The sequence below is a fragment of the Streptomyces sp. NPDC037271 genome (genome assembly GCF_055603605.1).
In genome coordinates, this window is sequence record NZ_JBVJVN010000006.1 from 1,756 (window position 1) to 14,633 (window position 12,878).

A 12,878-nucleotide genomic window follows, 5' to 3' on the forward strand; every position below is an offset into this window, starting at 1 on the left:
CCTCCTCTTCGTCCCTCCTCCTCCTCCAGCTCTTGCGGGTGGTTCTTTCCCCCCCCCCCCCCCCCCCCCCCCCCCCCCCCCCCCCCCCCCCCCCCCCCCCCCGGAGCCGGCCGGGGGGGGCGATCTCACTCGCTCACGCCGGAACACACCCATGCGTAGTCGAAGCGGGCCTGGCGGGAGGGTCAGTCCTTGGCGCCGGAGGCGAGTTCGCGGCTGCGGTCGCGGGCGGCTTCCAGGGCGGCGATGAGGGCGGCGCGGACGCCGTGGTTCTCCAGTTCGCGGATCGCGTTGATGGTGGTGCCTGCGGGGGACGTGACGTTCTCGCGGAGCCTGACCGGGTGTTCGCCGCTGTCGCGGAGCATCTTCGCGGCGCCGATCGCGGACTGGACGATCAGGTCGTGGGCCTTGTCGCGGGGCAGGCCCAGGAGGATGCCGGCGTCGGTCATGGCTTCGACCAGGTAGAAGAAGTACGCCGGGCCGGAGCCGGAGAGGGCGGTGCAGGCGTCCTGCTGGGACTCGGGGACGCGGAGGGTCTTGCCGACGGCGCCGAAGATCTCCTCGGTGTGGGTCAGGTGGTCGGCAGTGGCGTGGGTGCCGGCCGAGATGACGGACATGGCCTCGTCGACGAGGGCCGGGGTGTTCGTCATGACGCGGACGACCGGGGTGCCGGGGGCGAGGTGCTCCTCGAAGAAGGCGGTCGGGATGCCCGCGGCGCCGCTGATGACCAGGCGGTCGGCGGGGACGTGCGGGGCGAGTTCGTCGAGGAGCGTGCCCATGTCCTGCGGCTTGACCGTGAGGATCAGGGTGTCGGCGGTCTTGGCGGCCTCGGCGTTGGTGACCGGGGTGACTCCGTGGCGGGTGCGGAGTTCTTCGGCCCGTTCCCGGCGGCGGGCGGTGACCAGGAGGTCGGCGGGTGCCCAGCCGGCTCCGATCATGCCGCTGAGCAGGGCTTCGCCGATCTTGCCGGTGCCGAGGACTGCGACTTTCTGGGTCATGGCTTTCGGTGCCCTCCGAGTGCCCTCTGGGGTGCGTCGTCCGTCGTCGTCATCCTCGCATCCCGGGGGCGGGCGGGGCCGGGACGTCCGGTGGGCGGGATTCCGATGGGCGCGCTAGGGCGTCCGGCGTTTGAGGGTGGCCGCGCCCAGGGCCAGGACGAGGAGGGCGCAGCCCGCGACGATCAGGACGTCCCGTACGAAGGCGGCGGTCGTGTCGGTGTGGTGCAGGACCTCGTTCATGCCGTCCACCGCGTAGGACATGGGCAGTACGTCGGAGACCGCCTCCAGCGCCGGGTGCATCCGGTCGCGCGGGGTGAACAGGCCGCAGAGGAGGAGCTGGGGGAAGATCACGGCCGGCATGAACTGGACCGCCTGGAACTCCGAGGCCGCGAAGGCCGAGACGAAGAGACCGAGGGCGGTGCCGAGGAGGGCGTCGAGCAGCGCGACCAGGAGGAGGAGCCAGGGGCTGCCCGTCACGTCCAGGCCGAGGAGCCAGACCGCCAGGCCGGTCGCCAGGGCCGACTGGACGATGGCGAGGGCCCCGAAGGCGAGGGCGTAGCCGGCGATGAGGTCGCCCTTGCCCAGCGGCATGGCGAGGAGGCGCTCGAGGGTGCCGGAGGTGCGCTCGCGCAGGGTCGCGATGGAGGTGACCAGGAACATCGTGATCAGCGGGAAGATCCCGAGGAGCGAGGCACCGATGTTGTCGAAGGTGCGCGGGCTGCCGTCGAAGACGTAGCGCAGCAGGACCAGCATCACGCAGGGGATCAGCATCAGGAGCGCGATGGTGCGGGGGTCGTGGCTCAGCTGGCGCAGGACGCGGGTCGCGGTGGCTGTGGTGCGGGAGAGGGTCAGGGGGTGGTGGGTGGGGGCGGTCGGGTGCAGGGGGGTGGTGGGGGTGGTGGGGATGGTGGGGGTAGTCATGGGGTTGGCTCCTTCGTGCGGGCCGCCTTCGCTTCGTCGACCAGGTGCAGGAAGGCCTCCTCGACCGTGCCGGAGCCGGTGCGGGTGCGCAGGGCGTCGGGGGTGCCCTCGGCGAGGATCCCGCCCTCGCGCATGAGGAGGAGGCGGTGGCAGCGCTCGGCCTCGTCCATGACGTGGGAGGAGACGAGGAGGGTGGTGCCGCGGTCGGCGGCGAGGGAGTGGAAGAGGGTCCAGAGGTCTCGGCGGAGTACGGGGTCCAGGCCGACCGTCGGTTCGTCGAGGACCAGGAGTTCGGGGGCGCCGAGGAGGGCCACGGCGAGGGAGACGCGGCTGCGCTGGCCTCCGGAGAGGTCGCCGGCCAGGGCGTCGGCGTGGGTGGTGAGGTCTACCTCGGCGAGGACGCGGGTGACGTTCTCGTGGCGGGCTCCGGCGGCTGCGCGGCCGGGGGCGAGGACCGCGGCGAAGTAGGCGAGGTTCTGGCGGACGGTCAGGTCGTCGAAGACGGACGGGGCCTGTGTGACGTAGCCGATGCGGGTGCGGAGGGTGGGGTGGCCGGCGGGGTGGCCGAGGACGTCCAGGGTGCCGGTGACCTTGGCCTGGGTGCCGGCGATCGCGCGCATCAGGGTCGACTTGCCGCAGCCGGAGGGGCCGAGGAGGCCGGTGATCCGGCCGCGCGGGACGGCGAAACCCAGGGCGCGCAGGACGGTGCGGGGGCCGCGGGTGACGGTGAGGTTCTCGGCGTGGACGGCGGGTGGGGTGGGGGTACCGCCTCGTCCGTCGGGGGGCGGCGGTTCTTCGGGAGTTGGTTCTTCGGCAGGCGGTACTTCGGCAGGCGGTACTTCGGGGGGCGGGGAGGAGTAATTCATCACGTGATGAATACTCCTCCCGGGTGGGGGTCGCGTCAAGCGGTCGAGGTCGTCGTCGGGGCCGCCGGGGTCGTCGGGGTCGTCGCGAGCAGGAGGCGGACGTCGTACGTCTCCTCGACGATTCCGTCCGGGAAGGCGGTCAGGAGGTGCCGGCGCTCCTCGGCCAGGAAGGCCGCGCGGCGTTCCTCGGTGTCGGTCAGGAAGACCGAGTGGCTGCCGAGGTTGGCCAGGTGGGTGGCGAGGGGTACGCGGCGGCTCCAGCGGATGTCGCGGCGGGTGAAGCCGAGGCGGCCTGCGGGGTCGGCGACGCGTGCGTCGAGGTTCCGCTTCTCGGCGGCGAGGTCCAGCCCGAAGTGCCGGTCGGCGCGGTCGGCGGCCGCCGCGATCCACGGCACGTCGTGGGCGCCGGTGTTCCACCACAGCGCGAGCGCGCCGCCCGGACGCAGCACGCGCAGCGCCTCCGGGACGGCCAGGGCGGGGTCGGTCCAGTGCCAGGCCTGGGCGTAGGTGAGGAAGTCGGCGCAGTGGTCGGCGAGGGGGAGGGCGTTGCCGTCGCCCCGCACTATCGGCACGCCGGGGAGGGTGCGGCGGAACTCGGCGGCCATGCCGGCGCCGGGCTCGACGGCGATCACGTCGGCACCGCGCGCGTGCAGGCGGGCGGTGGCGATGCCCGTACCGGCGCCGGCGTCCACGACGCGGGCCCCGGCCAGCGGACGGCCGGCCAACTCCTCCAGCGCCTCGAAGAGGGCGGGCGGGTAGGAGGGGCGGTTGGCGGCGTACTGGGCGGCGGCGGCGTTGAAGGAGTGGGCACGGGCACTGTGCGTGGGCCCGGAGGGCGCGGGTGTCGTCATACGGCCATGGTGGCCGGGCGGCTTCGGGGCGCAGGAAGGTTTCGGGAAGGACGGGTGGCCGCCGCACTCGCCGGGTCGGCCAGGGGGTGCCGTTCGGATCAGGTCGGCTCCCGGCGACGGTGCCTCGCAGTCGGAGCCGAGCGGGGTCTGGTGCGTGCGGCTGCAAGGCGGAGGAGGGCGACGGGGCGGAGCCCTGGCAACCGACGACAACGCCGCAGATGTGCGTGCCGGACCCCGCGACCCCGGCAAGATCCAAGCGACACCCCTAGCGGCGGCGCTTCTTCGACGGGTTGCCCGAGCGGCGGGTGGTGCGCTTCTCGTACTCCTCGCGGGCCTTGTCGTACTCGGCGCGGTGCAGTTTCTCGCCCGGGGCTTCGGTGAAGGTGCGGAAGAAGTAGGCGAGGAGCGAGCCGACGAAGCCGATGGCCAGCAGGCCGCGGAGGGAGGCCTGGCGGTCGGGGTCGGGGCGGCTGGTGAAGGCGGACCAGGTGTGGCGGAAGGCCAGGGCACTGCAGATCGCGAACATCACCGTCATCAGCAGCGAGACGAAGCCGCCGACGTCGGCGATCTGGAGGCCCTGGTAGGCGATGCGGAGCACGAAGCAGGCGGCGGCCGCCGCGGCGAGGGAGCCGACGGCGAGGCCGGCCCGGCGGGCGGCGTAGCCGTTGTCGTGGTGCACCCAGGTGGTGCCGTAGAACCGGATGGGCTCGGGGCGGGGGCCTGCGGGCGGGGTGGAGCTCGCGGGGGTGTCCGGGATGCCGTTCGTGCCGTTCTCTGCGCTCACGGGTCGATTATGGCGCCGGGGTGTCGCGGACCCGGCGCCGGGCGGGCCCGCCGCGCGGAACGTGCGGGTCAGCCGCCCTGGCCGGCACTGCCGATCGGGCCGACCTTCACCGCGGAGCCGGAGCCGTCCGTGACGGGCAGCGAGGCGCCGCCCGGCCAGGCGAGCGTGACCGACTTCGTCTCGTCCGGCGGGGTCACCACCAGGCCCGTGATGCGGACGCCGGAGCCGCCCGAGTCGTTGATCGGGTAGCTGATGCCGAAGGACACCGTCTCGCCGTCCTTGAGGGTGACCGGGTCGGCCGGCTCGCCCGTGCGCGTCGCGGACAACGAGCCCGCGTTGGTCTTCAGGTCGACACCCGCGTGGCCCGAGAGCGTGCAGTCCCGGCCGCCGCCGTTCTTCAGGTCGACCGCCACGGTGCCGTCGGGGTCGCCGCCGATGGTGCTGTCCATCGCCGTGATCTCCAGCTCGTCGGTGCGGCACTTGCCGGTCTTGCCGGCCTCGCTGGAACCGGTCCCGGCGGCCGTGCCCTGCCCGGCGCTGCTCTTCCCCGAGTCCGTCCCGCTGCCCTGGTCCGAGCCGGCCGACCCCGAGCCCGCCGCTTCCGAGCCGCCGTTCGAGGAGGACGAGGAGGACGAGGTCGAGGCGGCCGACGGGGCGCTCTGGCCCGTGCCGTCGTCGTCGTTCTGGCAGGCGGTGAGCGAGAGACCCGCGACGACGGCCACGGCTGCGAGGGTGATCTTGCGAACGCGCATCGTTTTCCTCGGTATCGGTTGGGGTGCCGGCCCGTCGGCACGAGCGAGCGTTTCTGATCACCAGGACCCGCCCGGCCGGCACCCCGTTCCGCCCGGCACCTCCCTAATACGGCGCCAGGACCGCTTCGTTACACACCCACCTGTCGGGCACTCAGCAGCGAGGGGCCACGTAGCCGTCGCTGCCGGTGCGGATGTACGCGTCGGCGACGTACTGGCCGCTGCCGATGTTGTCCCAGATGTTCGAGGTGCCGTACGGGCCCGACACCCGGGTGCCCGGCGTCTGGCAGTTGATCTGGACCCTGGCGCCCTCGGGCAGGGCCCGGACGACGGAGTAGCCGGTGCCGGGGCCGCTGCGGACGTTCAGCCGGTAGCCCGGAGCGACCGGGTAGGAGCGGGCTGCCGTGGCCGCCGCCGCCGTGGTGACGGCCTCCGCGGTCGTCTTCTCGTCCCCGCCCTCGATGTCCGAGATCTGGTCGACAGACATGAAAAACCTCCCCCGTTGTACCCACGGCTGTCGTGGGTCGCGTGATTTCCATGGAACCAGTACAAAACAAGCCACGGAGCCACGGAACACGAGTTCGCAACTCGCACGCGGAGGCTAGCAAGCCGCCTCGGTCCCGTACGACCCATCGACTAGGCTCCGAGCGTCGCGCGCGCGAACGAACAGCACGGGGGAGGTTCCATGGCGCCGCAGAGGAACGCCGGAGCGGGCGCGGAAGCGGAACTTCCGGAATACGCCGGCCACTACCGCCTGGAGTCCTGTCTGGGCTCGGGTGGCATGGGCGTCGTACATCTGGCCCGGAGCACCTCCGGGATGCGGGTCGCGGTGAAGGTCGTGCACGCCCGGTACGCCATGGACCCCGAGTTCAGAGGGCGGTTCCGGCAGGAGGTGGCCGCCGCGCGGCGGGTGAGCGGGGCGTTCACCGCGCCCGTCGTCGACGCCGACCCGGATGGCGGACGGCCCTGGATGGCCACGCTGTACATCCCCGGACCGACCCTCGCCGAGCAGGTGAAGCGGAACGGGCCGATGGACCCGGACCAGGCGCGCCGGCTGATGGCCGGGCTCGCGGAGGCACTGCGCGACATCCACCGGGTCGGGGTCGTGCACCGGGACCTGAAACCGAGCAACGTGCTGCTGGCCGAGGACGGACCGAAGGTCATCGACTTCGGCATTTCCCGGCCGAAGGACAGCGAACTGCGCACCGAGACCGGGAAGCTGATCGGTACGCCGCCGTTCATGGCGCCGGAGCAGTTCCGGCGGCCCCGGGAAGTGGGTCCCGCGGCCGACGTCTTCGCCCTCGGCTCGCTCATGGTGCACGCGGCGACCGGGCGCGGGCCCTTCGACTCCGACAGCCCGTACGTCGTCGCCTACCAGGTCGTGCACGACGAACCCGACCTCACCGGCGTACCGGAGACGCTCGCGCCGCTGGTGCTGCGGTGTCTCGCGAAGGAGCCCGCCGACCGGCCCACGCCGGACGAGCTGATGCGGCAGCTGCGGTCGGTGGCGGCGGGGTACGACACGCAGGTGTTCGTACCGGCCCCGTGGACGCAGGCGCAGGAGACGCGGGAGGCACGGGAGACACAGGAGGCGCAGGAGAGCGGGGAGGCGAAAGAGGCCCAGGAAGTTCTGGAGGCCCACGAGGTCCATGAGGTCCAGGAGTGCCAGGAGTGCCAGGAGTGCCAGGAGGCGGACGCGCCCGCGGAGCGGCCCGCGCGGCGCCTCGGCGGGCGGACGGTTCTGATGGCCGGGGCGCTCTGCCTCGCCGTGCTCGGCGGGCTGACCTCGCTCCAGCTGATCGACGGCACGGAACCGGCGCGGAAGACCACCGCCGCGCAGAGCGCGCAGGGCGGCTTCGGCGTGTGGGAGACGACGCCCGCCTCGGAGGGCGCCGGCATGCCCCTGTGCTCGTACGGGGCCCGAAGGCTGCTGTGCGCGCGGCCGGGGCTGGTCTTCGCCCTCGATCCTGCCGACGGCGGCACACTGTGGCGGCACGACGTCGCGGGCACGGCCCGCAGCGAACCGCCGGTCGTGTCGGGCGGCCTCGTCCAGCCCTCCCTCCACCGGATCGGTGACCTGGAGGCGCTCGACCCGGCCACGGGCAAGCCCGTGTGGCAGGAGGAGATGCCCGAGTACGACGGAGTGCGGGCGGTCGGCGACATGCTCCTGCTCACCCGTTCCGACGGAACGGTCACGGGTGTGGACAGCGCCTCCGGCGAGACCAGGTGGTCCGGACGGATTCCGGGCCAGGCCGTGCCGTACTTCTCCTCGTTCACCGGAGAGCCGGACGAACCGTCGGCGTACGCGACGAGCCTGTCCGAGGACGGGAACACGACCCGGGTCACCGCGGTGGACCCCGCGACGGGGGACGTGCGGTGGGACGCGGAGCTGGAGGGGTCGCTGACGCCCGTGGGGGCGGCGGACGGGTCCGTGTACCTCGTCGTCGGGGGCGCCGTCTACGGGGACGTGAAGGCGGTGGTCCGCTACACGCCCGGCACGGGGGCCACCCGCCGGGTGACGCTGCCCGTGCCGGTCGCGCAGGCGGAGGCCGGCGTGCGCGGGGACACCGTGCACCTCATGGGCGCGGGCGGCTCGCTGGTGGCCGTGGACATGGCGGCGGGCAGGCAGCGATGGCGGCTGGAGACGGGCGTGAGCCGGGGCTCGGTACCCGTCTCCGACGGACGGCACGTGTACGTCACCGCTCCCGACGGCCGGCTGCTGGGCGTCGACGCCCGCACGGGGAGACTCCTCGGGCAGACCCGGCCGCGGCTCGGCGCCGACTCCGACCGGGTCCCCGCCACGCTGCCCGCGCCGGTGCTCGCGGGCGGCCACGTCTACGCCGGTGCGCCCGACGGGACCGTGTTCGGCGTGACGGGGCAGGACCCGGGCGCCTGGTGACCCTGCCGGGCCGCGTCAGGTTCGCGTCGGGGCCGCGGGGCTTCCGGCCGGGGCCGCGCCGGACAGTCGTCGGGCCCGGGCGTGTGGGAGCCGCGCCGGGCGTCGGACCGGGTGGTCAGCCCAGCTTGCTGACGTCGCGCACCGCGCCCTTGTCCGCGCTCGTCGCCATCGCGGCGTACGCCTTCAGGGCCGCGGAGACCTTGCGCTCGCGGTTCTTCGGGGCGTACACGCCGTTCATGGCCTGCTCGCGGCGGGCCAGCTCGGCGTCGTCCACGAGCAGCTCGATGGAGCGGTTGGGGATGTCAATGCGGATGCGGTCGCCGTCCTCGACCAGGGCGATGGTGCCGCCGGCCGCCGCCTCCGGTGAGGCATGGCCGATGGACAGGCCCGAGGTGCCGCCGGAGAAGCGGCCGTCGGTGACCAGGGCGCAGGCCTTTCCGAGGCCGCGGCCCTTCAGGTACGAGGTCGGGTAGAGCATCTCCTGCATGCCGGGGCCGCCCTTGGGGCCCTCGTAGCGGATGACGACGACGTCGCCCTCCTTGACCTGCTGGGTGAGGATCTTCTGGACGGCCTCCTCCTGCGACTCGCAGACGACGGCCGGGCCCTCGAAGGTCCAGATCGACTCGTCGACGCCGGCGGTCTTGACGACGCAGCCGTCGACGGCGAGGTTGCCGCGCAGGACCGCGAGGCCGCCGTCCTTGGAGTAGGCGTGCTCCACGGAGCGGATGCAGCCGTTCTCGGCGTCGTCGTCCAGGGAGTCCCAGCGCTCGGACTGGGAGAAGGCCTCGGCGGAGCGGACGCAGCCGGGGGCCGCGTGCCACAGCTCGACGGCCTCCTGGGAGGGCGAGCCGCCGCGGATGTCCCAGGTCTTCAGCCAGTCGGCCAGGGACGGGCTGTGGACGGAGTGCACGTCCTCGTTGAGCAGGCCCCCGCGGTGCAGTTCGCCGAGGAGGGCGGGGATGCCGCCCGCGCGGTGCACGTCCTCCATGTAGTACGTGCGGTCCTTGGCGACGTTCGGCGCGACCTTGGCGAGGCACGGGACGCGGCGCGAGAGTGCGTCCATCTCGGTGAGGCCGTAGGGGACCTCCGCCTCCTGTGCGGCGGCCAGCAGGTGCAGGATCGTGTTGGTGGAGCCGCCCATCGCGATGTCCAGCGCCATGGCGTTCCCGAAGGCCGCGGGGGTGGCGATGTTGCGGGGCAGGACCGAGTCGTCGTCCTGCTCGTAGTAGCGGCGGGTCAGGTCCAGGACCGTGCGGGCGGCGTTCTCGTAGAGCGCCTTGCGGGCGGTGTGGGTGGCCAGCACCGAGCCGTTGCCGGGCAGGGAGAGGCCGATCGCCTCGGTGAGGCAGTTCATCGAGTTGGCGGTGAACATGCCGGAACAGGAGCCGCAGGTGGGGCAGGCGTTCTCCTCGATGCGGAGGATGTCCGCGTCGGAGATCTTGTCGTTGACCGCCTCCGACATCGCGTCGACCAGGTCCAGCGTGCGGACCGTGCCGTCGACCAGGGTGGCGCGGCCGGACTCCATCGGGCCGCCGGAGACGAAGACCGTCGGGATGTTCAGCCGCAGGGCCGCGTTGAGCATGCCCGGGGTGATCTTGTCGCAGTTGGAGATGCAGATCAGGGCGTCGGCGCAGTGCGCTTCGACCATGTACTCCACGCTGTCCGCGATCAGGTCGCGGGAGGGGAGGGAGTAGAGCATGCCGCCGTGGCCCATCGCGATGCCGTCGTCGACGGCGATCGTGTTGAACTCGCGCGGGATGCCGCCGGCCGCGGTGACCGCCTCGCTGACGATGCGGCCGACCGGGGCGAGGTGCGTGTGGCCCGGCACGAACTCCGTGAAGCTGTTGGCGACGGCGATGATCGGCTTCCGCCCGATGTCCGCGCCGGGTACACCGGAGGCACGCATAAGGGCGCGGGCGCCCGCCATGTTGCGGCCGTGGGTGACTGTGCGGGACCTCAGTTCGGGCATCGTCGCTCGCTCCTTCGGAGAGTAATGACTGTCGTCGAGCGTACGCCGGTCATCCAGGGGCCGGGACAAGGTGTCCGTAATGCGGGATGCGCGTCTCGCCCACGACACCGCAGGGGCGCCCGGAGCGCGGCCTCAGGGCCCGGTGAGATGCCCCTGTACGACCGGTGCCACGCGGGCGATGATCCGCTCCGGGTCGGCCGAGGCCAACGGCTCCACCTTGATCACGTACCGCAGCATCGCGCACCCCACCAGCTGCGCCGCCGCCAGCTCGGCACGAAGTTCCGCGTCGGGCAGGTCCAGCTGGGCGGCGATCCGCCGCAGCAGCTGGGCGGCGATCAGGCGGCGGAAGACGGCGGCGGCGGTGTCGTTGTTGACGGCGGAGCGGACGATGGCCAGCAGCGGCGTACGGGTGGCGGGGTTCTCCCAGAGGCCGAAGACGAAGCGGGTGAGCCGCTCGCCCACCCCGTCGAGGGGGCCGTCGCCGATGGCCTCGGGGGCTTTCAGGGCGGGCGCGAAGGCGACCTCGACGGCCGCCTCGAAGACCTGTTCCTTGGTGCCGAAGTAGTGGTGCACCAGTGCCGGGTCCACGCCCGCCGCCTTGGCGATGCCGCGTACGGACGTCTTCTCGTAGCCGCGCTCGGAGAACTCCTCGCGGGCCGTGGTGAGGATGCGGTCGCGGGTGCCGGCGGACTCCGTACGCGGGGGCCTGCCGCGGCGGCGGGTTCCCCCGGCGGTGTCGCTCACCGCCGGTGCGCCTTCGCCGCCGAGCCCGTCGAGCCCGTCGAGCCCGCTGATCCGGACGGGCCCGCTGATCCGGACGGGCCCGACGAACCGGGCAGGCCGGACGGGCCGGACGCCGCCAGGTGCAGGCGGGTGAAGGCCAGGGCTTCGGCGAGATCGGCCTCACGTTCGGCGCTGGACATCGCGCGACGGGTGTTGACCTCGATGACGACGTGCCCGTCGAAGCCGGTGTGCGCGAGGCGTTCCAGCACCTCGGCGCAGGGCTGGTCGCCACGGCCGGGAACGAGGTGCTCGTCCTTGGCGGAGCCCTTGCCGTCGGCGAGGTGGACGTGGCCGAGGCGGTCGCCCATGCGGTCGAGCATGTCGAGGGCGTCGGTGCGGGACGTGGCGGCGTGGCTGAGGTCGATCGTGAAGTGCCGGTAGTCGTCCTTCGTCACGTCCCAGTCGGGGGCGTACGCCTGCATCTCGCGGTCGCGGTAGCGCCAGGGGTACATGTTCTCGACGGCGAACCGCACGTCCGTCTCGTCCGCCATCCGCCAGATGCCGCTGACGAAGTCCCTGGCGTACTGCCGCTGCCAGCGGAACGGCGGGTGGACGACGACGGCGGACGCGCCGAGCTTCTCGGCGGCGGCGCGGGCACGCTGCAGCTTGACCCAGGGGTCGGTGGACCACACGCGCTGGGTGATGAGCAGGCACGGGGCGTGCACGGCGAGTATCGGCATGCGGTGGTAGTCGCTGAGTCTGCGCAGCGCGTCGATGTCCTGGCTGACCGGATCGGTCCACACCATGACCTCGACCCCGTCGTATCCGAGGCGTGCGGCGATCTCGAAGGCCGTCGCCGTCGACTCCGGGTAGACGGAAGCCGTCGACAGGGCGACCTTCGCGTCCGGGATCCGGACGGCGTCCGTTGGTTCTGCCACGAGGGTCAGGTTACGGGGTGGGGCTGGGTGGGTGCGGGGTGCCCGCTCGCCGTTGTGGTGCGTGCCATAGGGCGGGTGCGGCATGCGCCGCGGCTGCTCGCGCCCGTACGGCACACGCCGCCGACACCGCCCCGCGCCCGTACGGCACGCCGCCGACACCGCCCCGTGCCCGTACGGCACGCCGCACACACGGTCCCGCGCCCCTTCCGCCGGCACCGCCCCGCGTCCCTCGCGGGTGCGTCATCCCTGGCCCATGTGGTCGAGGCGGCGGAGGATCACGCCCTCCCTGAGCGCCCACGGGCAGATCTCCAGGCTTTCCACGCGGAAGAGGTCCATCGCGGCCTCGGCCACCAGCGCGCCGGCCAGGAGCTGGCCCGCGCGGCCCTCGGACACGCCCGGGAGCTCGGCCCGCTCGGCGCTCGTCATGGCGGCCAGGCGCGGCACCCAGGCCTCCAGGGAGGCCCGCTTCAGCTCGCGCTGGACGTAGAGGCCCTCGGCGGAGCGGGCGGCGCCGGTGATGCGGGCCAGCTGCCGGAAGGTCTTGGAGGTGGCGACCACGTGGTCGGGGGCTCCGAAGCGGCTGAAGTCGCCGACCGTGCGGGCGATCTCCGTACGGACGTGGCGGCGCAGCGCCCTGACGTCGTCCGGGTGGGGCGGGTCGCCGGGCAGCCGGGCGGCGGTCAGCCGGCCCGCGCCGAGCGGCAGCGACACGGCGGTGTCGGGTTCCTCGTCGAGGCCGTAGGCGATCTCCAGGGAGCCGCCGCCGATGTCGAGGACCAGCAGCTTGCCGGCGGACCAGCCGAACCAGCGGCGGACGGCGAGGAAGGTGAGCCGGGCCTCCTCGGCGCCGCTGAGCACCGACAGCTCGACGCCGGTCTCGGCCCGTACGCGCGCGAGGACGTCGTCGGCGTTGCTCGCCTCGCGCACGGCGGAGGTGGCGAACGGCAGGAGGTCCTCGACGCCCTTGTCCTCGGCGGCCTGGAGCGCGTCCCGGACGACCGCGATCAGGCGGTCGACGCCGTCGGGGCCGATCGCGCCGTCCTCGTCGAGGAGCTGGGCGAGGCGCAGTTCCGCCTTGTGCGAGTGGGCGGGCAGCGGGCATGCGCCCGGGTGCGCGTCCACCACCAGCAGATGCACCGTGTTCGAACCCACGTCGAGGACACCGAGTCTCATGTACCGAACG

General features: G+C 73.1%; 12 protein-coding genes. 1 reads left to right on the forward strand and 11 read right to left on the reverse strand.

Annotation, left to right across the window (positions count from 1 at the left end; genetic code table 11):
* Window positions 1–182 precede the first annotated feature (182 nt).
* The 7 genes from proC to ACZ7G3_RS13455 all read right to left on the reverse strand — a co-directional run bounded on the left by proC (window position 183) and on the right by ACZ7G3_RS13455 (window position 5,653).
* The gene (gene proC, locus ACZ7G3_RS13425; RefSeq protein ID WP_470925444.1) at window positions 183–995 is read right to left on the reverse strand and encodes a pyrroline-5-carboxylate reductase; all 813 of its coding nucleotides are present in this window, start codon (window positions 993–995) and stop codon (window positions 183–185) included.
* A 114-nt stretch (window positions 996–1,109) separates the two neighbouring features.
* Entirely contained in the window at window positions 1,110–1,916 is an 807-nt protein-coding gene (locus tag ACZ7G3_RS13430; RefSeq protein ID WP_470925446.1) for an ABC transporter permease, read from the reverse strand.
* Complete coding sequence (locus ACZ7G3_RS13435; RefSeq protein WP_470925447.1) at window positions 1,913–2,785, reverse strand: ABC transporter ATP-binding protein; 873 nt, start codon at window positions 2,783–2,785, stop codon at window positions 1,913–1,915. Before ACZ7G3_RS13435 ends, ACZ7G3_RS13430 begins: the two co-directional genes overlap by 4 nt.
* Window positions 2,786–2,817: 32 nt before the next feature.
* Entirely contained in the window at window positions 2,818–3,633 is an 816-nt protein-coding gene (locus ACZ7G3_RS13440) for a class I SAM-dependent methyltransferase (RefSeq protein WP_470925449.1), read from the reverse strand.
* A 265-nt stretch (window positions 3,634–3,898) separates the two neighbouring features.
* Window positions 3,899–4,417 carry an EamA/RhaT family transporter gene (locus ACZ7G3_RS13445; protein WP_470925451.1) on the reverse strand — a complete coding sequence of 173 codons (519 nt, stop codon included), beginning with the start codon at window positions 4,415–4,417 and terminating at the stop codon, window positions 3,899–3,901.
* A gap of 68 nt (window positions 4,418–4,485) precedes the next feature.
* Window positions 4,486–5,169, reverse strand: coding sequence for a DUF4232 domain-containing protein (locus tag ACZ7G3_RS13450; protein WP_470925453.1), 684 nt, complete (start codon window positions 5,167–5,169; stop codon window positions 4,486–4,488).
* Between the two features lie 151 nt (window positions 5,170–5,320).
* A complete protein-coding gene (locus ACZ7G3_RS13455; protein WP_470925455.1) occupies window positions 5,321–5,653 on the reverse strand; it encodes an SH3 domain-containing protein in 333 nt (110 codons plus the stop codon).
* Between the two features lie 198 nt (window positions 5,654–5,851).
* On the opposite strand from ACZ7G3_RS13455, the gene ACZ7G3_RS13460 reads away from it, so the two are divergent.
* Window positions 5,852–8,065 (forward strand): protein kinase domain-containing protein, encoded by a 2,214-nt coding sequence (locus tag ACZ7G3_RS13460; RefSeq protein ID WP_470925457.1) that lies wholly within the window; start codon window positions 5,852–5,854, stop codon window positions 8,063–8,065.
* Window positions 8,066–8,180: 115 nt separating this feature from the next.
* Here ACZ7G3_RS13460 and ilvD read toward each other — a convergent pair whose 3' ends face one another.
* The 4 genes from ilvD to ACZ7G3_RS13480 all read right to left on the reverse strand — a co-directional run bounded on the left by ilvD (window position 8,181) and on the right by ACZ7G3_RS13480 (window position 12,868).
* On the reverse strand, window positions 8,181–10,034 hold the full coding sequence (gene ilvD / locus ACZ7G3_RS13465; RefSeq protein ID WP_470925459.1) for a dihydroxy-acid dehydratase: 1,854 nt from the start codon (window positions 10,032–10,034) through the stop codon (window positions 8,181–8,183).
* 132 nt (window positions 10,035–10,166) lie between these two features.
* Window positions 10,167–10,778: a TetR/AcrR family transcriptional regulator gene (locus ACZ7G3_RS13470; RefSeq protein ID WP_426601752.1), complete on the reverse strand. Its 612-nt coding sequence runs from the start codon at window positions 10,776–10,778 to the stop codon at window positions 10,167–10,169.
* Entirely contained in the window at window positions 10,775–11,695 is a 921-nt protein-coding gene (locus tag ACZ7G3_RS13475) for a sugar phosphate isomerase/epimerase family protein (protein ID WP_470925461.1), read from the reverse strand. The genes ACZ7G3_RS13470 and ACZ7G3_RS13475 overlap by 4 nt, the downstream gene beginning before the upstream one ends.
* A 240-nt stretch (window positions 11,696–11,935) precedes the next feature.
* Window positions 11,936–12,868 carry a Ppx/GppA family phosphatase gene (locus ACZ7G3_RS13480; protein ID WP_426601754.1) on the reverse strand — a complete coding sequence of 311 codons (933 nt, stop codon included), beginning with the start codon at window positions 12,866–12,868 and terminating at the stop codon, window positions 11,936–11,938.
* Between the last annotated feature and the right edge of the window lie 10 nt (window positions 12,869–12,878).